Source organism: Bradyrhizobium sp. 27S5 (assembly GCF_037217225.1).
Lineage (GTDB): Bacteria > Pseudomonadota > Alphaproteobacteria > Rhizobiales > Xanthobacteraceae > Bradyrhizobium > Bradyrhizobium septentrionale.
The window spans coordinates 8307537-8326100 of record NZ_CP147714.1; the positions used below are offsets into that span (position 1 = coordinate 8307537).

The 18564-nt window shown below is 64.7% G+C and carries 17 protein-coding genes and 1 other RNA gene; 13 read left to right on the plus strand and 5 right to left on the minus strand.

The window, feature by feature from the left end; genetic code table 11:
- Positions 1 to 106 precede the first annotated feature (106 nt).
- Positions 107 to 203, minus strand: an RNA gene (gene ffs, locus WDM24_RS39100) — signal recognition particle sRNA small type.
- 97 nt (positions 204 to 300) lie between these two features.
- Between ffs and WDM24_RS39105 the strand changes: the two genes are divergently transcribed.
- The 4 genes from WDM24_RS39105 to WDM24_RS39120 all read left to right on the plus strand — a co-directional run bounded on the left by WDM24_RS39105 (position 301) and on the right by WDM24_RS39120 (position 3382).
- Positions 301 to 720: an HIT domain-containing protein gene (locus WDM24_RS39105; RefSeq protein ID WP_166299635.1), complete on the plus strand. Its 420-nt coding sequence runs from the start codon at positions 301 to 303 to the stop codon at positions 718 to 720.
- A 6-nt stretch (positions 721 to 726) separates the two neighbouring features.
- Positions 727 to 1677 (plus strand): NAD(+) diphosphatase, encoded by a 951-nt coding sequence (nudC, locus tag WDM24_RS39110; protein WP_338829497.1) that lies wholly within the window; start codon positions 727 to 729, stop codon positions 1675 to 1677.
- Positions 1678 to 1857: 180 nt separating this feature from the next.
- Positions 1858 to 2805, plus strand: a complete 948-nt coding sequence (locus WDM24_RS39115) for a sugar kinase (protein WP_338829498.1) — start codon at positions 1858 to 1860, stop codon at positions 2803 to 2805.
- Positions 2806 to 2881: 76 nt separating this feature from the next.
- Positions 2882 to 3382 (plus strand): Lrp/AsnC family transcriptional regulator, encoded by a 501-nt coding sequence (locus tag WDM24_RS39120; RefSeq protein WP_024578797.1) that lies wholly within the window; start codon positions 2882 to 2884, stop codon positions 3380 to 3382.
- A gap of 145 nt (positions 3383 to 3527) precedes the next feature.
- Here WDM24_RS39120 and WDM24_RS39125 read toward each other — a convergent pair whose 3' ends face one another.
- The 4 genes from WDM24_RS39125 to hrpB all read right to left on the minus strand — a co-directional run bounded on the left by WDM24_RS39125 (position 3528) and on the right by hrpB (position 10080).
- Positions 3528 to 5027, minus strand: a complete 1500-nt coding sequence (locus WDM24_RS39125; RefSeq protein WP_338692891.1) for a phosphomannomutase/phosphoglucomutase — start codon at positions 5025 to 5027, stop codon at positions 3528 to 3530.
- 151 nt (positions 5028 to 5178) lie between these two features.
- Positions 5179 to 5691, minus strand: coding sequence for a TIGR02281 family clan AA aspartic protease (locus WDM24_RS39130; protein ID WP_224741310.1), 513 nt, complete (start codon positions 5689 to 5691; stop codon positions 5179 to 5181).
- Between the two features lie 188 nt (positions 5692 to 5879).
- Entirely contained in the window at positions 5880 to 7346 is a 1467-nt protein-coding gene (locus WDM24_RS39135; RefSeq protein WP_338692894.1) for an NCS1 family nucleobase:cation symporter-1, read from the minus strand.
- 199 nt (positions 7347 to 7545) lie between these two features.
- On the minus strand, positions 7546 to 10080 hold the full coding sequence (gene hrpB, locus WDM24_RS39140; RefSeq protein WP_338829499.1) for an ATP-dependent helicase HrpB: 2535 nt from the start codon (positions 10078 to 10080) through the stop codon (positions 7546 to 7548).
- A 211-nt stretch (positions 10081 to 10291) separates the two neighbouring features.
- Between hrpB and WDM24_RS39145 the strand changes: the two genes are divergently transcribed.
- The 9 genes from WDM24_RS39145 (at position 10292) to WDM24_RS39185 (ending at position 18544) form a co-directional block, all read left to right on the plus strand.
- Complete coding sequence (locus WDM24_RS39145) at positions 10292 to 11359, plus strand: acyltransferase family protein (protein ID WP_338829501.1); 1068 nt, start codon at positions 10292 to 10294, stop codon at positions 11357 to 11359.
- Positions 11360 to 11604: 245 nt separating this feature from the next.
- Positions 11605 to 12216 (plus strand): sigma-70 family RNA polymerase sigma factor, encoded by a 612-nt coding sequence (locus tag WDM24_RS39150; RefSeq protein ID WP_166213495.1) that lies wholly within the window; start codon positions 11605 to 11607, stop codon positions 12214 to 12216.
- A 413-nt stretch (positions 12217 to 12629) separates the two neighbouring features.
- The gene (locus tag WDM24_RS39155; RefSeq protein WP_338829502.1) at positions 12630 to 13325 is read left to right on the plus strand and encodes a cytochrome c biogenesis CcdA family protein; all 696 of its coding nucleotides are present in this window, start codon (positions 12630 to 12632) and stop codon (positions 13323 to 13325) included.
- Positions 13326 to 13343: 18 nt separating this feature from the next.
- Positions 13344 to 13922 (plus strand): thioredoxin family protein, encoded by a 579-nt coding sequence (locus WDM24_RS39160; RefSeq protein WP_338829503.1) that lies wholly within the window; start codon positions 13344 to 13346, stop codon positions 13920 to 13922.
- A gap of 231 nt (positions 13923 to 14153) precedes the next feature.
- The gene (locus WDM24_RS39165) at positions 14154 to 15560 is read left to right on the plus strand and encodes a cytochrome ubiquinol oxidase subunit I (protein WP_338692909.1); all 1407 of its coding nucleotides are present in this window, start codon (positions 14154 to 14156) and stop codon (positions 15558 to 15560) included.
- A complete protein-coding gene (cydB, locus tag WDM24_RS39170; protein ID WP_338692911.1) occupies positions 15557 to 16567 on the plus strand; it encodes a cytochrome d ubiquinol oxidase subunit II in 1011 nt (336 codons plus the stop codon). The genes WDM24_RS39165 and cydB overlap by 4 nt, the downstream gene beginning before the upstream one ends.
- Positions 16567 to 16695 (plus strand): DUF2474 domain-containing protein, encoded by a 129-nt coding sequence (locus tag WDM24_RS39175; RefSeq protein WP_156928837.1) that lies wholly within the window; start codon positions 16567 to 16569, stop codon positions 16693 to 16695. The genes cydB and WDM24_RS39175 overlap by 1 nt, the downstream gene beginning before the upstream one ends.
- A gap of 169 nt (positions 16696 to 16864) precedes the next feature.
- Complete coding sequence (locus WDM24_RS39180) at positions 16865 to 17458, plus strand: L,D-transpeptidase (protein WP_029083603.1); 594 nt, start codon at positions 16865 to 16867, stop codon at positions 17456 to 17458.
- A 48-nt stretch (positions 17459 to 17506) separates the two neighbouring features.
- The gene (locus WDM24_RS39185) at positions 17507 to 18544 is read left to right on the plus strand and encodes an amino acid ABC transporter substrate-binding protein (RefSeq protein WP_338829504.1); all 1038 of its coding nucleotides are present in this window, start codon (positions 17507 to 17509) and stop codon (positions 18542 to 18544) included.
- Positions 18545 to 18564: the final 20 nt, after the last annotated feature.

The window sequence follows — 18564 nt, forward strand, 5'->3', positions numbered from 1 at the left end:
TCCGCAACTTGGGAATTGTCTCTTGCAGCCGGCGTGCGGATAGGAGCCGAAATCAAGCGCCGGGCGCGGAGACCGCCATTCCAGCACGATTCGCTCGGAAAAACAGGTAGGAGACTGACGAGCGACCCGATCCGGACCTCGTTAGGGCTGCTTCCTTCCGGACCTGACCCGGTTGGCGAGTGGCTCGTCCACCGCCAATCTCCCGGTCCCTATTTGGGGCCAAAACCGCCGGAAAGCAAGCGGCCTGACCGTGCTTTGTGGGACTTGTGTGGGAACACGGAAAGGCATTATTTGCCCCTCATGTCCGCCTCCAATTGGTCGCTGCATTCGCAGCTCAAAAAAGACACCATCGACATCGGCGACCTGCCGCTGTGCAAGGTGCTCGTCATCAAGGATGCGCATTATCCTTGGCTGCTGCTGGTGCCGCGGCGCGACGGCGCGGTCGAGATCATCGACCTCGGCGAGGTCGAGCAGGCGCAGCTGATGACGGAGATCACCCGCGTCTCGCGGGCCCTGAAAGAGGTCACCAAGTGCGACAAGCTGAATGTCGCCGCGCTCGGCAACCTCGTCCCGCAGCTTCATGTCCATGTCATCGCGCGCCGTACCAGCGACGCTGCATGGCCGCGTCCCGTTTGGGGCGTGATGCCGCCGCTGGCGCATGACGCCGAGGAAGTGCAGAATTTCATCAGCGCGCTTCGCCGCAACATCTGGTTGGGTTGAAATTCAATGTCCGCATCCGATTCCTTTCCGCTCGGCCAGCCGGCCTTCGTCACCCATGTGCTGGACCGCGCCGCCCATCTGCGCAGCAATGACGAAAAACTGTTCGCGCTCGAAGGCCATCGCGAGGCCCGCGCCTATGTGATCTATCGCGACTCGCTGGTGGTGAAGCAGGAGGATGGCGGCGCCCGCGCGCTGCTCTCGCTGGAGGAGGCCCGCGGCTTTGGCGCCAATCCCGGCACGATCTTCCTGGGCTTGCGCGATGCCGCGCCGATCTTCGGCATGGGGATCGCACCACAGGCCGCGGAAAAGCTGGTCGGACGTCCCGACGTCGCGATCACCGAATTGCGCGGCATGGCGATGCAGGGCGTGGTGCCGCCCGAGCAGCTCTCGGCGATCGCGATGGCGAAATCGATGGTGACCTGGCATCAGCGCCACGGCTTCTGCGCGAACTGCGGCACCCGCACGGCGATGAAGGACGGCGGCTGGAAGCGCGAATGCCCGAGCTGCAAGGCCGAGCACTTTCCGCGCACCGATCCGGTCGTGATCATGCTGGTCACGTCAGGCGACAAGGTGCTGCTGGGACGGCAGAAGCAGTTCATGCCCGGCATGTATTCCTGCCTCGCCGGCTTCGTCGAGGCGGCCGAGACCATCGAGGACGCGGTCCGGCGCGAGATTTTCGAGGAGTCCGGCATCCGCTGCACCGACGTCAATTACTACATGACGCAGCCCTGGCCCTATCCGTCATCGCTGATGATCGGCTGCACAGCGCGCGCGACCAACGAGGACATCGTGGTCGACCGCACCGAGCTGGAGGATGCGCGCTGGTTCGACCACGCCGAGGCGACGCTGATGCTCAAGCGCCAGCACCCCGACGGCCTTGCCGGTCCGCATCCGTTCGCGATTGCCCATCATTTGCTCGGCCGCTGGGTGCATCACCGAAACCCGTTGGACCAGTAGCGGGAACCGGACATCGTTCTGCCGATTAGTCCAGACACAGGTTGTGGCAGTTGGAGCATGATCCGGAAAAGTGCGAAGCGGTTTTCCGAAAAGATCATGCTCAAATAACGGGCTAAAGCGCGGTGAGCATTCAACCTGATCGCATCGCGCTTTAGCGGAACCATTGCGACGGACCCCTGCATGAATTTTCCGAACGGCGCCTCGAAAGTCCCGCCCCGCATCCTCTGCATCGGCCTGCCGGTGCGCGACCTGACCTTCCGCGTCAATGTCCCGGCGCGCGGCTCCAAGGAGAACGCGACGCATTTCGACGAGATCTGCGGGGGCAATGCGCTGAACGCCGCGATCGGCATCGTCCGGCTGGGCGGCCGCGCCTCGATCTGCGGACCGATGGGCGATTCGCGGGAGACCTCGAGCCGCTACATCTTCGACAAGCTCGGCGAGGAGGGCATCGAGACCAACCATCTCATCCACATGCCGAACCTGGTGACCCCGATCTCGGCGATCATGATCGACGACACCGGCGAGCGCACCATCGTCACCTTCCGCGATCCCGAGCTCTGGAAGGTCAAGCTGCCGCCGACCGAGCTGTTGCTGGAAGATTGCGCGGCGATCCTGACCGAGAGCCGCTGCGCGCCGTTCTGCACCGAGCTGTGCGCCGAGGCCGTCAGGCGCGGCATTCCCGTGGTTGTCGACGTCGACCGCGCGATGTCGATGCGGGAAGGGCTGCTCACCGCCTCCTCCCATCTGGTGTTTTCCAGCGAGCCGCTGCAGGAGACCGCCGACGTCACCGACGACGGCCAAGCGCTGCAGAAGCTCGCCAAGCTCACCCCCTCCTTCCTGGCCGGCACCCGCGGGCCGATGGGGACGATCTGGCTCAACGAGCAGGGCGAGCTCGAGGAAACCCCGGCCTTCCCGGTCCACACCGTCGACACGCTCGGGGCCGGCGACGTCTTCCACGGGGCGTTTGCGCTGGCCATCACCGAGCAGCAGGAGCTGCGGCAGGCGCTGCGATTCGCTTCGGCCGCTGCAGCGCTGAAATGCACCCGCTTCGGGGGTGCTTATGCCGCACCGCAACGTGCTGAAGTTGAAGCGTTTTTGGGCGAACACGCCGAGGCCCGGCCGGCCTGACTGGCCACGACCCGCTTGATTTGGAAGATTTTTCTCTATATGAGGGAGATTGAACCTTCATGTGGAACTTTCTTCTATGACCGATGTCGCCATTCAGCTTCACGACAACAACCGCCGCCTTGACGCGATCGACCGCAAGATCCTGACCGTGCTGCAGGAGGACGCCTCGCTCTCCGTCGCCGAGATCGGCGACCGGGTCGGGCTGTCCTCGACACCGTGCTGGAAGCGCATCCAGCGGCTGGAGGCCGACGGCGTGATCCTGCGCCGCGTCGCACTGGTCGACCAGAACAAGATCGGACTCGGGATTTCGGTGTTCGTCTCGGTCGAGAGCGCCGACCATTCGGAAGCCTGGCTGCGCAAATTCGCCGACGCCGTCAGCGCCATGCCCGAGGTGATGGAGTTCTACCGGATGGCCGGCGACGTCGACTACATGCTGCGCGTCGTGGTCGCGGACATGCAGGCCTATGACGTCTTCTACAAGAAGCTGATCTCGGCGGTGCCGCTGAAGAACGTTACCTCGCGCTTTGCGATGGAGAAGATCAAGTCGGTGACGGCGCTGCCGGTGCCGGCGGCGTAAGCACCACCTTCTCAGCTGTCATCGCCCGGCTTGACCGGGCGATCCAGTACGCCGCGGCCTCTCGGCTCAATCGCTACCGTCTCTGGAATACTGGATCACCCGCTTTCGCGGGTGATGACAATCCAATTTGCCGCTCGCAGCGCGCTCAAATCTTCTGATTGTACTCGCCGACCTCGGGGTGGGTGCGCAGCACGGAATCCATCGCCTCGAACAGGTCGTGCATGCGCTGCTCGCTGACCGGGCTTTCCACCACGACGACGAGCTCCGGCTTGTTCGAGGATGCGCGCACCAGGCCCCAGCTGCCGTCCTCGACCGTGACGCGGACGCCGTTGACGGTGACGAGATCGCGGATGTTCTGGCCCGCGACCTGCGCGCCCTTCTGTTGCAGCGTCTCGAAGTGCTTCACCACAGCGTCGACGACGCCGTATTTCGCCTCGTCGGCGCAATGCGGCGACATGGTCGGCGACGACCAGGTCTTCGGCAGCGCGTCCTTCAGGTCGGCCATCGACTTGCCGGGGGCGCGGTCGAGCATCTCGCAGATCGCGATCGCCGACACCAGGCCGTCGTCATAGCCGCGGCCGAACGGCTTGTTGAAGAAGAAGTGACCTGACTTCTCGAAGCCTGCGAGTGCGCCGAGTTCATTGGTGCGACGCTTCATGTAGGAATGCCCGGTTTTCCAATAGACCGTCTTCGCGCCCTGCTTCTGCAAAACAGGGTCGGTCACGAACAACCCGGTCGACTTCACGTCGACGACGAACTGTGCATTCGGGTTGATCGCCGACATATCGCGCGCCAGCATGACGCCGACCTTGTCGGCAAAGATCTCCTCGCCGGTGTTGTCGACCACGCCGCAGCGGTCGCCGTCGCCGTCGAAGCCCAAACCCACATCAGCCTTGTGCGCCAGCACCGCATCGCGGATCGCGTGCAGCATCGCCATGTCTTCCGGGTTCGGATTGTATTTCGGGAAGGTGTGATCGAGCTCGGTATCGAGCGGGATCACCTCGCAGCCGATCGCTTCCAGCACCTGCGGCGCGAACGCGCCCGCGGTGCCGTTGCCGCAGGCCGCCACCACCTTCAGCTTACGCTTCAGCTTCGGCCGGTTGGTGAGGTCGGCGATGTAGCGCGCCGGATAGTTCTCGTGAAACTGGTAGGAGCCGCCGGTCTTGTTGTCGAACGCGGCGTTGAGCACGATCTCCTTCAGCCGGGTCATCTCATCGGGGCCGAAGGTGAGCGGGCGATTGGCGCCCATCTTGACGCCGGTCCAGCCATTGTCGTTGTGCGAGGCGGTGACCATCGCGACGCAGGGCACGTCGAGATCGAACTGCGCGAAATAGGCCATCGGCGTCACCGCGAGCCCGATGTCGTGCACCTTGCAGCCCGCCGCCATCAGGCCCGAGATCAGCGCGTATTTGATCGAGGCGGAATAGCCGCGGAAATCGTGACCGGTGACGATCTCCTGCTTGACGCCGAGCTCAGCGATCAGCGCGCCGAGCCCCATGCCCAGCGCCTGCACGCCCATCAGGTTGATCTCCTTGTTGAACAGCCAGCGCGCGTCGTATTCGCGAAACCCGGTCGGCTTCACCATCGGCTCGGATTCGAAGGCATAGGTGTTCGGAACCAGCGCGGATTTCGGCTTGGGAAACATGGATCGGCCTTATGGTCATGCAGAGGGTATCGCCGCAGCCTTTAGCGAATGCGCAGGCCGGGCGAAAGCTGAGACTGCGGCTGGTGGCCGACAATTACGGCGGAAATGGCGGCGATATCGGGTCGCCGCGGATACCCCGAAAGGGCTGGATTTATTGCTCCAGCAACAACTTGCCGTTGGCGTATTCGAAGCGCTTCAGCTTCGACAGGAAGGACAGGCCGAGCAGGTTTTCGGACAGCGCCTCGTCCGGCAGCACCAGGGCGTCGACGTCGCGCACGGTGAGGCCGCCGAGCTCGATCATGGCGATGCGGGCACGCGCGGCCTTGATGGTGCCGTTCGCGGTGGTGACGCGCGAGGTGTAATCGCCCGGCACCGGACGCAGGCCGAAGCGGGCGGCCGAGGTTTCGTTCAGGGCCACCACGGAGGCGCCGGTGTCGACCATGAAGTTGATGCGCTGGCCATCGATCCGGCCGTCGGTGGCGAAATGGCCGCGGGGATCGGGCGCAATGCTGAGCGTGCGGGAGCTGGCCTGCGCCACCGTGACGGCGGGGGCGATGGTCTGCTTTGCGGTGGTCGCGGCGGCGGGCGACATCTTGCTGGCCATCTGGGCCATGAAGGTGCCCAGCCCGATCAGGATGGCCGCGAAAATCATCAGGTTACGCATGACACCATACTCGGAAAACCGAACACGCAATTTCACCACGCCGCACGCCCCGCCGCGAGCAAGCGCGGCAGCGCGAGGCTGCCATTTTGGCGAAAAGATGAGCGAAGAGTTAATGCCAGCCCGTGAGAGGCGGCCAAACGCCTCGGCCGCCTCTCACGGAAGGATTTTGCCGGCTTTCAGGCCGTCTTTCAGGCCGTCTTGGCAACCGGGCTCGGCATCGCAACGCGCAGCGCGTAGTAGACAGCGCCCGCGATTCCGACCCCGAAGAACCAGCCATAGACCGCCCACCACGCCGGCAGGATCGAGGTGAAGTTCGGCAGCACCGACGAGAACAGCGCGCCGATGGCGGCTGCGATCAGCGCGCTGACATTCCAGCCGTTCTGGAAGCGATATTCGCCGTTCTCCTGATACAGCGCCGGCACGTTCACGCGGCCTTTGGCGATCAGATAATAGTCGACCATCATGATGCCGAAGATCGGCCCCATTGTCGCGCCGATCAGGCCGACGAACGAGGCGGCGTTGCCCTCCCAGGGCGCGAACGGATACAGCGCCAGCGCGATCAGCGCTGCGATGTAGCCGCCCTTCTTGAAATCGATATGCCGCGGAAACACGTTGGAGAAATCGAACGCCGGCGAGACGAAATTGGCGACGACGTTGATGCCGAGGGTTGCCACCGCAAAGGTAACCGCAGCGAGCAGCGCCAGGAACCAGCTGTCGAACTTCGCCGAGATCTGGTCAGGATGCAGCAGCACCTCGTGATAGACGTTGAACGCCGCGATCGTGGTGACGCCGGCGACCAGCGAGAACAGGATCAGATTGACCGGCAGCCCCCAGATGTTGCCCTTGCGCAGCGCGTGCACGTCGGGCGCATAGCGCGAAAAGTCGCAGAAGTTGAGATAGAGCGCGGCGAAATAGGTGATCCAGGTCGCGGCCACGGCGCAGAGCGCCGGGAAAGAGCCGGGAACGCCGGGCACGCCGGCTTCCTTGGTCTTCTCCAGCAGCACATCCTGCGGGATCGGCGCGGTGAGCGAGATGCCACCGGCCGCGATGCAGAGATAGACCGCAAGGATCAGCATCATCAGCCACACCGCCGGCCCCGCCCAGTCCTGGAAGCGGCGCACCGTTTCCATGCCGCGCTGGATGATCAGGAGTTGTAGCGCCCAGATCACGACGAAGCAGATCACCTCGAGCGTGGAATGGCCGAGCATGTGGCTGGACTGGTGGAACGCCTTGAAGCTGTCCATGCGCGTAAGCAGCGCGACGATCGCACCCGAGGCCGCCGCGGTCTGCGCGCCGTACCAGAAGCAGGCGACGATGGCGCGCACCAGCGCCGGAATGTTGGCGCCCCAGACCCCGAACGAGGCGCGCGCCAGCACCGGATAGGGCACGCCGGTCCGCACGCCGGCATTGCCGATCAGGCTCATCAGCACGAAGATCACCAGCGAGCCGACGCCGATCGCCAGGATGAAATTGACGAAGCTGCCGCAGAGCAGGAACAGGCTGGCGGCGAGATAGTAGCCCCACAGGCTGTGCACGTCCGACGTCCAGACGTTGAAGATGCTGAAGGCGCCCCAGTTGCGTTCCCTGGCCGGCGCCAGGTCTTCGTTGTAGAGCGACGGCGATGCGTTCTTGATCTCCAGGTTCTTGAAGTCCATGGCAGCGTCCCCAAAGTGCGAGCCCGTGATCCCGGCGCGCAAATCTAACCACCGTTTGCAGGCACTCGCCAGCGCAACCGATCAAGCATGAACCGGAAAACGGAGACTCGGTCTCGTCCCGGCGAATGAGAGAAATGCGACCTTGGGGCGCAACAACGCGAAACGTTGACGCGGCACGACAAAGCATTGCCTCGAAGATTTAGGTCCCGCGCGGTTTCAAGCGCCTTGTCGGCATCGCGCTGGCGGGATCTTCCGGCCAGGGATGGCGCGGATAGCGGCCGCGCAGGTCGGAACGAACCGCGGCGTAGCTGCCGCGCCAAAAACCTGGAAGATCGCGCGTCACCTGCACCGGCCGCTGCGCCGGCGACAGCAGTTCCAGCACCAGCGGCACCGCGCCCTTGGCGATCGAGGGATGGATGTTGAGCCCGAACAGCTCCTGCAACCGCACCGCAATGGTCGGGCCCTGCTCAGCCTCGTAATCGATCGCAAGCTGCGTTCCGGTCGGCGCCTCGAAATGCGTCGGCGCCTCGCGGTCGAGCCGCGCGCGCAATTCCCACGGCAACAACGCCATCAGCGCATCCGACAGATCGCCGGCGGACAAATCCTTCAGCGCGGTCTTGTCGTACAGCGCGGGCACCAGCCAGTCCTCGGCACGCGCGGCGAGCGCGGTGTCCGACAGATCGGGCCAGCTCTCATCCTCGGCCTTGCGCAGGAACATGATCCGGTCGCGCCACTGTTTCGAATGCTTCGACCACGGCAGCCGGTCGAGGCCCGCCGCGATCAGGCCGTCGGCGAAGATGCGCGCGGTCTCGGCCGAGGGCTGCAGCGACATCGGCGCTTCCGACAGCGTGATCGCATGCAGCGAGCGCCTGCGCCGCGCGCGCAGCGCCATCGCGCCGCGGTCGAACGTCACCTCTTCCATGGTCTCGATCTGGTCGGCGAAGCGCTGCTCGATCTCGTCCTGGGTGATCGGCGCCGCCAGCAGGATGCGGCCACTCGCGGCCGTTCCGGTCAGTTCGGCGACGGCGATATAGGGCAGCCGCGCCAGCGCCACGGTCTGCTCCACCGCGGCGCCGCGGCCATTGGCCAGCACGAAGCTGCCATTGCCGCGGTTCCTGGCGACGCGATCCGGGAACGCGAAGGCAAGCATGACGCCGGTGGAGAGATCGCCGCGATCGACAGACACTACCTTTGCGGGCCCCCATCCCCGGCCCTCCCCCGCAAGGGGGGAGGGAGAAGAAAGTCTCTCAGACCTCTCCACCTGCGAGGCCCAGCGTTCGGCCATGCTGCGCGCGCTCGATGCCCGCTGCGAACGGTCGCGGCGGAACTGGTCGAGCCTGTGGTCGAGATCGACGCTGTCGCCGCCGAGCCCGCGCTCGGTCAGCACCGCGGCGATCTCGGCCGCTTCCTCGCCTGCACTGAGGCGGGCGGAATCCACGATCATCCGCGCCAGCCGCGGCGGCAGCGCCAGCGCGCGCAGGCTCTTGCCCTCCTCGGTGATGCGGCCGTCGCCGTCGAGCGCACCGAGCTCTGACAGCAGCGATTTCGCTTCCTTCAGCGCTGGCCCCGGCGGCGGATCGAGGAAGGCAAGGCTGCCGGGATCGCTGACGCCCCATTGCGCGAGGTCGAGCACCAGCGAGGACAGGTCGGCGGAGAGGATCTCGGGCGCGGTGTAGGCCGGAAGCGACGCGGTCTGCGGCTCGTCCCACAGACGGTAGCAGACGCCGGGCTCGATGCGGCCGGCGCGGCCGCGCCGCTGATCCACCGCAGCGCGCGAGGCCCGCACGGTCTCGAGCCGGGTCAACGCAATGTCAGGCTCGTAGCGCGGCACCCGCGCCTGGCCGGAATCCACCACGATGCGCACGCCCTCGATAGTCAGCGAGGTCTCGGCGATCGATGTCGCCAGCACCACCTTGCGCGTGCCCTTTGGCGCCGGAGCGATGGCGCGATCCTGCACACTCGCATCGAGCGCGCCGAACAGCGGCACGATCTCGACCGACGCGTCATGCACGCGTTCGGCGAGGAAGGTCTGGGTGCGGCGGATCTCGGCCGCGCCCGGCAGGAAGGCGAGCACCGAGCCGGCATCGGCGCGCAGCGCGGTTGCGATCGTCTCGGCCATCTGCCGCTCCAGCGGCGCGTCCACCTTGCGGCCGACATAACGGGTCTCGACCGGAAAGGCGCGGCCCTCGCTCTCGACAACAGGCGCATCGCCAAGCAGTCTTGCGACCCGCGCGCCGTCGAGCGTTGCCGACATCACAAGGATACGCAGATCCTCGCGCAGGCCGGTTTGCGCGTCGCGCGCCAGCGCCAGCCCGAGATCGGCGTCGAGCGAGCGCTCGTGGAATTCGTCGAACAGCACCGCGGCGACGCCGTTGAGCTCGGGATCGTCGAGGATCTGGCGCGAGAAGATGCCTTCGGTGACGACCTCGATCCGCGTCGCGCGCGACACCTTTGAGCCGAAGCGCACGCGATAGCCGACGGTCTCGCCGGCGCGCTCGCCGAGCGTCTTCGCCATCCTCTCGGCGCTGGCGCGCGCGGCGATGCGGCGCGGCTCCAGCACGATGATCTTCTTGCCCTTGGCCCACGGCGCATCGAGCAAGGCCAGCGGCACGCGCGTGGTCTTGCCGGCACCCGGCGGGGCGACCAGCACTGCGGCGTTATGGCCATCGAGCGTGCGGTCGAGTTCATCGAGCACGGCGTCGATCGGCAGCGGGCTATCGAATTGGCGCGGCAAGGACTCTCATCGCGGCAGCGGCTGGGACGGCCTGCGTCCCGTGGTTAACGAACGTCTCTGTTCCTTTCGGAATACTGGGCCTCTTAGACCATTCGCCTGTTGCAGGGAACCGGGGAAAGGCCGGGTTCGTCGGCACATCATTTGTATGAATAAAGGAGAAAGCAACAGATCGGGCCGATGATAGGCACGATCACGCCGAAACAGGACAAGGATGACCACAAACGGCACAGCAGCTGCGACAGATCGTTCCGCCGGGAACGTGGGCGCGCGCGTCGATTGGGTCGACTATGCCAAAGGCATCTGCATCATCATGGTCGTGATGATGCACTCGGTGCTGGGGGTCGAGAAGGCCGCCGACCAGACCGGCTTCATGCATTATGTCGTGATGTTCGCAAAGCCGTTCCGGATGCCGGACTTCTTCCTGATCTCGGGACTGTTCCTGTCGGTCGTGATCGACCGCGACTGGCGCACCTATCTCGACCGCAAGGTGATGCACTTCGCCTATTTCTACGTGCTGTGGGTGACGATCCAGTTCGGCTTCAAGGCACCGTCGCTGGCCGCCGAGGCGGGCTGGGGCCAGGTCGGGTTCGCGTATCTCGAATCCTTCATCGAGCCGTTCGGCACGCTGTGGTTCATCTATCTGCTGCCGATCTTCTTCGTCGTCACCAAGCTGACGCGCAACGTCCACCCGCTCGTGATCTGGCTGATCGCAGCATCGCTGGAGTCGGCGCATGTCACGACCGGCTGGACCGTGATCGACGAGTTCTGCGCCCGCTTCGTCTATTTCTACACGGGCTATGTCCTCGCCAGCTATGTGTTCGCGTTGTCGGACCGCGCGCGCGCGCAGCCCGCGCTTGCCCTGCTCGGACTTGGTCTCTGGGCATCGATCAATGGCGGCTTGGTTGCGCTCGATATCAGCGAATGGCCGATCGTCTCGCTGGCGCTCGGCTTTGCCGGCGCCTGCGCGATCATCGTGACCGGCACGCTGCTGGCGCGCGCGCACTGGCTCGGCTTCCTGCGCTTCTGCGGCGAGCATTCGATCGTGATCTATCTCGCCTTCTTCCTGCCGATGGCCGCGACACGCACCCTTCTGCTGCGGTTCGAGGTCATCCACGACATCGGCCTGGTTTCGCTGATCGTGACCGCGGTCGGCGTCGCCGGTTCGCTCCTGATCTGGCGGCTGGCGCTGGCGGCGCGGGCCAATTTCCTGTTCGAACGGCCTGATGCGTTCTGGATCGCCCCGAAAAAGGCAGCGCCCGCTTTGCAAGCGGCCGAATAGGCCCGAATAGTGCCAAAAGTCATGGGCCGGATTCGTTCCGACAGGGGCGATTCCAGCCGCCCGAATTTTCCGCGCATTGAAATTACTGGCTTTTTGGCCCCGAATGTTTCGTCGTCGGACCGCCGACGAAACAATTCTCCCGGTCACGAAACCATTTTCCGCTTTTCGCGCAGACATCCGGAAACGGGCGGTAACTAACAATTCTCCTAACGAACCGCCGCCTAACGGCGAATTGGGAGCCTGTCATGCCGAACGTCATCGCCATCAACACTGCAGCCAAGAAGCATATCGACGCTGCCCGCGCGACCTCGGATGAAATGCTGCTCGCGAGTATCGCCAAGAATAACCGCACCGCGATGCACACGCTCTATGCCCGTCACAATGTCCGGGTTTACCGCTTCGTGCTGCGGATGGTCCGCGACACCACGATGGCCGAGGACCTGGTCAGCCAGGTGTTCCTGGACGTCTGGCGCACCGCGGCCCAGTTCGAGGGCCGCTCGCAGGTTTCGACCTGGCTGCTGTCGATCGCCCGCTTCAAGGCGCTGACCGCGCTGCGCCAGCGCAAGCATGAGGATATCGACCAGGACGATGTGCTGGAGATCGCCGATGGCGCCGACACGCCGGAAACCTCGCTCGATCGCGCCACCACCAGCGAGATCCTGCGCGCCTGCGTGGCCAAGCTGTCGCCGGCGCACCGCGAGATCATCAACCTGGTCTATTACCATGAGAAGTCGGTCGAGGAGGCCGGGCAGATCATCGGTATCCCGCAGAGCACGGTGAAGACCCGCATGTTCTATGCCCGCAAGCAGCTCGCCGACCTCCTCAGGGGTGCCGGCGTGGACAGCGTCGCGGCATAATCTAACGCAAATTCAGCCACTTAACAGGAGATCGCGCGATTCGGGCAATTGTCGACGAAGCCGAAAAAGTGAGGCGACGAAACAATTGAAACAATCGACGACATCACCCGGAAAAACCCGATCTCTATACCCATATCCAACGACGCGACCCCAACCACTACCAGCTCAACGAGTTTCGACGCTTCTCTAGTTCCAACCTCCCAAGTAGCCTCCAACGACCCGGCCGGGATGCCCCCCAGCCGGGTCGCTCTGTTTTTGGCGCGGCGTCGTGATGCCGAACGCGCCTCGTCTCACACGTACGTGACGTCATCCGCGACGGCTCAGCCGTAACGGGCAGACCGTCCTCGCGAAGACCATCAGGCGTACCCGGCATGGCCCTGTGGCGCGCCGGGAGTTCTGATGGACGGACGACGATGCTCAGCCTTGCCCTAGCCCTGCTTGCCGGTGTCGCCACCGTCGCCGCCCCCTGCACCCTGCCGATGCTGCCAATCTTGCTTGGGGTATCGATAGGCCAGACCCGCAAGGCGCGGCCTGCGGTGATCGCGCTCGGCTTCGTGATGTCATTCTCTGCGGTGGCATTGCTGCTGAGCGCGATCACGCGTGCGTTCGATTTCGATCCGAATGTGCTGCGCACCGGCGCAGCCGTCCTGCTCGCCGGCTTTGGCCTCTTGATGATCTGGCCGGCGCCGTTCGAATGGCTGTCGATCCGGCTCAGCGGTGCTGCTTACGGCGCCGGTCAGGCTGCGCCGTCGCAGGGCCTGCTCGGCGGCTTCGTGCTCGGCAGCACGCTCGGCCTGGTGTGGACGCCCTGCGCCGGACCGGTGCTCGGCTCGATCCTGACCATCGTCGCGACCTCGAAGGATACGGCGTGGGCGAGCCTGCAGCTGGTCACCTACGCGATCGGCGCCGCGATCCCGATGCTCGCGATTGCCTATGGCGGCCAAGCCGTCACCACCCGCGTGCGCAGCATGGCGCGGATCGCGCCGCGTCTGCAGCAGGGCTTCGGCGTCGTGATCATCGGCTTCGCTGCGCTGTCCTACCTGCAATACGACACGCTGATCGTGGCGTGGCTGACCCAGTTCTATCCCAACGGCCAGATCGGCCTCTGAACCCCACAGGAGATATCGATGCCCGTGCGCTTGCTTGCTGTCTCGGCCCTCGTTAGCGCCCTTGGCCTGGGCGGCGCCGTCATCCCCGGCCTCTGCTCGGAGTTCGACACGCCTGCGAAAGCGGTGCCGGTGGCCGCGGCGATGACCGCCGAACAGAGCCAGACCGCGCCCGAATTCGCCGGCATCAGCAACTGGTTCAATTCGAAGCCGCTGAAACTCGCTGACCTGCGCGGCAAGGTGGTGCTGGTGGACTTCTGGACCTATGGCTGCGTCAACTGCGTCAACACGTTGCCGCACGTCACCGAACTTTATTCAAAGTACCGGGACCGCGGCCTCGTGGTGATCGGGGTCCACACCCCGGAATTCCCGTTCGAGCATTCGGCGTCCAACGTGCAGGCGGCACTGAAGCGGCACGGCATCCTCTATCCGGTGGCGCAGGACAACAATTCGCAGACCTGGAACGCCTACGGCAACCAGTATTGGCCGGCGCAATACATCATCGACCAGAACGGCAAGATCGTCTTCCAGCACGCCGGCGAGGGGCGGTACGACGAGATCGACCGCACCGTCGCCCGGCTGCTCAACGCCAACAGCTAGAGCGTTTTAGAGCGAAGTGAACACCGGTTCGCGTGAAGAAAACGCGTCAAAACAAGAATCTAGAGCTTCGGTTCTGATTCAATCAGGACCGAGGCTCTAGCGCATCAAACAGCAAGCCAAAGCGCGATGACGTTGCCGTCCGGTCTCATCGCGCTTTGGACAATCCGCCCTGTGTCGTCGTCACATCCGGCGTGGTAAGGTCCACGCCAGGTCGGCGACAAATGGTGGATCATGTTCGAAGGCTGGGATGCGGTCGTACTCGCCCGCGCGCAATTCGCTTTCACGATGTCGTTTCACATCGTGTTTCCCGCATTCTCGATCGGGCTTGCGAGCTATCTCGCGGTGCTGGAAGCGCTGTGGCTCGCCACCAAGCGCGAAGTCTACATCAACCTGTTCAATTACTGGCTGAAGATCTTCGCGGTCGCGTTCGGCATGGGCGTGGTCTCGGGCATCGTGATGTCCTACCAGTTCGGCACCAACTGGTCGTCCTTTGCCGACAAGACCGGGCCGGTGATCGGCCCGATGATGGCCTATGAGGTGCTGACCGCGTTCTTCCTCGAGGCGGGCTTCCTCGGCGTGATGCTGTTCGGGCTGTCGCGCGTCGGCCCAAGGCTGCACTTCCTGGCGACCCTGATGGTCGCGATCGGCACGCTGATCTCGGCGTTCTGGATTCTGTCGGCCAATTCCTGGATGCAGACGCCGACCGGCCATGCCGTCAATGCCGATGGCCAGTTCGTCGCAGCCGACTGGCTCAAGGTGATCTTCAATCCCTCGTTCCCCTATCGCCTTGTGCACATGGTGCTGGCGGCCTATCTCACCACCTCGCTCGTGGTCGGCGCAGTCGGCGCCTGGCACCTGCTGCGCGACCAGCATCTCGCCGGCCCGCGCGTCATGTTCTCGATGGCGATGTGGATGGCGACACTGGTGGCGCCGATCCAGATCCTCGCCGGCGACCAGCACGGCCTCAACACGTTGGAGCATCAGCCGGCCAAGGTGATGGCGATGGAAGGCCACTACCAGAGCCACAAGGATGGTGCGCCGCTGATCCTGTTCGGCTGGCCCGACCAGGCCGAAGCGAAGGTGAAATACGCGATTGAGGTGCCGAAGCTCTCGTCGCTGATCCTGAAGCATTCGCTCGACGCCCCGCTCGCCGGCCTCGACACCGTGCCGCGTGAAAACTGGCCGCCGGTGCCGATCACCTTCTGGTCGTTCCGCATCATGGTCGGGCTCGGCTTCCTGATCCTGGGGCTCGGCCTGCTCAGCCTGCTGATGCGCTGGCGCGGCATGATGTACCAGTCGCCGCTGCTGCACCGCTTCGCGGTGCTGATGGGCCCGGCCGGCTTCATCGCGGTGCTCGCCGGCTGGATCACCACGGAGACCGGGCGGCAACCCTTCACCGTCTACGGGCTGTTGCGCACCACCGACTCGGTATCGCCGCTGGCGGCGCCCGCGGTCGGCTCGTCCCTGATTGCCTTCATCATCGTCTATTTCGCCGTGTTCACCGCGGGTGTGATCTACATCCTGCGGCTGATGGCGCAGCCGCCGCATCCCGGCGAACAGGGCCCGACAAAAGATCTTCCCGCCCGTGCCGCCGGCATCACGCCGGCCGCGGGCGCTGTCGTGGAGGGTGCGCGATGAGCATTCCCATCGACCTCACCACGATCTGGGCCTTCATCATCGCGTTTGCCGTGTTCGTCTATGTCGTGATGGACGGCTTCGATCTCGGCCTCGGCATCCTGTTTCCGGTGTTTCCGCAAAAGGCCGACCGCGACGTCATCATGAACACGGTGGCGCCGGTGTGGGACGGCAACGAGACCTGGCTGGTGCTGGGCGGCGGCGGCATGATGGCGGCGTTTCCGCTGGCCTATGCGGTGCTGATGCCGGCGCTCTACACGCCGATGATCGCGATGCTGCTCGGCCTCGTGTTCCGCGGCGTCGCCTTCGAATTCCGCTGGCGGACCCAGAAAGCGCGCAACAAATGGGACCTCGCCTTCGCCGGCGGCTCGCTGGTCGCGACCCTGGCGCAGGGGATCGCGCTCGGCGCCATCCTGCAGGGCATCCATGTGGAGGGACGCCAATATGCCGGCGGCTGGTGGGACTGGCTGACGCCGTTCAGCGTCCTGACCGGCATCGCACTGGTGATCGGCTACGCGCTGCTGGGGGCGACCTGGCTGGTGATGAAGACCGAGGGCGAGTTGCGCGACCGCGCCTATCACCTGAGCTGGATCCTGCTGATCGCGATGCTTTGCGCGATCGGCGCGGTCAGCATCGCAACGCCGTTCCTGGCCGTGCAGTACACCCAGCGCTGGTTCGCCTGGCCCAACATCATCCTCACCGCGCCGGTGCCGATCGCGGTCGCCGCGGCCACCGCGCTGCTGCTGCGCGCGCTCAGCAACAAGAACGACCACCAGCCGTTCTTCCTGACACTGGCGTTGTTCGCACTGTCCTATGCCGGGCTTGGCATCAGCATGTACCCGTACATCGTGCCGCAGAGCATCACGATCTGGCAGGCGGCGGCGCCGGCCAACAGCCAGATCTTCATGCTGTTCGGGGTCTCGATCCTGGTGCCGCTGATCCTCGGCTACACCGCCTGGGCCTATTGGGTGTTCCGCGGCAAGGTGCGGCCCGGCCACGGATACCACTGATGCCGCAGGCCCCGAATCAACGGCCGCTCGGCCAGCGCCTGTTGTGGTTCGCAGCGCTCTGGCTCGGCGGCGTCGGCACGGTCACAGTGATCTCGTTCGCGTTGCGACTCTGGATTGCGCCGAAATGAGGCGGATGGCGCGGCACATCCCGGCGCGCAATGACAAAAAACAGAAGCATTACAGTGATATAGTGTGACGCCCGCCCTAAACTTGCCATCAAGCTGCCGCTCAGATTTGATGCTGCCGCGATTTGGGGTCGAGCAACCATTGGCTGCGCGCCAACAAGGAGAGCTTTGCATGACGAAACTTCGTCACCTGGTCTGGATGTTGATCGCCACGGGCGCACTCGTGCTGTCGACGTCGCAAGGCTTCGCCCAGAGCCGCCCCGATGCCGACGAGCCCGGCCTGGTCGCCGACGACGGCTACGAGCTCGATCCGGAATGGCAGAAGCAGGTGGTGTATTACCGGACCAACGAGGCGCCGGGCACCATCATTGTCGCCACCGCCGAGCGCCATCTCTACCTCGTGCAGGGCAATGGCCGCGCGCTCCGCTACGGCATCGGCGTCGGCCGCGAGGGCTTCACGTGGCAGGGCCTGGTGAGCATCACCCGCAAGGCCGAGTGGCCGGACTGGGTGCCGCCGCCGGAGATGATCGCGCGCCAGCCCTATCTGCCGCGCTTCATGGCGGGCGGCCCCGGCAACCCGCTCGGCGCGCGCGCGATGTATTTGGGCACCACGGTCTATCGCATCCACGGCACCAACCGGCCCGACACCATCGGCACCGCCGTTTCCTCCGGCTGCTTCCGCCTGGTCAACAACGACGTGGCCGATCTCTATAGCCGCGTTCCCGTCGGCACCAAGGTGATCATCCGCCAGAAGCCCGAACTGTAGCGTCCGATATCCGCCCCGTTTCCCCCGATCACTCGCGAGAGAGAACCCATGCGTACATTTCGAGGCGGCCTGACGATCGGGCTCGCGGTCGCCGTGCTGGTTGCGGCAGCCGCCATCACCTATGAGCGTTACGACACCCGCACGCTGAAGCGCACCGTGCGCCGCGGCGACGTGCTGTGCGGCGTCAACAAGGGCCTGCCGGGCTTCTCGATCCCCGACGACAAGGGCAACTGGACCGGCTTCGACGTCGATTTCTGCCGCGCGGTCGCGTCGGCGATCTTCGACGACCCGTCGAAGGCGAAATTCGTTCCGCTCGACGCCAGCGAGCGCTTCAAGGAGCTGCAGAACCGCAAGGTCGACATCCTCTCGCGCAACTCCACCTGGAGCATGTCGCGCGAGACCAATTACGACCTGTATTTCCCGGCGGTCGCCTATTATGACGGCCAGGGCTTCATGCTGCCCCGCGCGCGCAACATCGATTCCGCGCTCGACCTGAACGGCAGCAAGGTCTGCGTGCAGTCCAACACCACGACGCAGCTCAACCTCGCCGACTATTTCCGTGCCAACAACATGAAGTACACGGAGATGAAGTTCGACAAACTGGACGATGTCGTGAAGGCCTATGATTCCGGCCAATGCGATACGCTGACGTCGGACGCCTCGCAGCTCTATGCGCTGCGGCTCAACCTATCCAAGCCGAGCGACCACACGATCCTGGCCGACATCATCTCCAAGGAGCCGCTGGCGCCGGTGGTCCGGCTGCGCGACGACGACTGGATGATGATCGTGAAGTGGACGCTCTACGCCATGATCAACGCCGAGGAGCTCGGCATCACCTCGAAGAATATCGACGAGGCGCTGAAGTCGAAGAAGCCGGAGGTGATGCGGCTGGTCGGCACCGAGGGCGCCTATGGCGAGGATCTCGGCCTGACCAAGGACTGGGCCGTGCGCATCATCAAGCATGTCGGCAATTACGGCGAGGTCTACGACCGCAACGTCGGCGCCGACTCCAAGCTGAAGATCCCGCGCGGCATGAACCAGCTCTGGAACGCCGGCGGCGTCCAGTACGCGCCGCCGATCCGGTGAACGACCGCGCGGCTTAGACC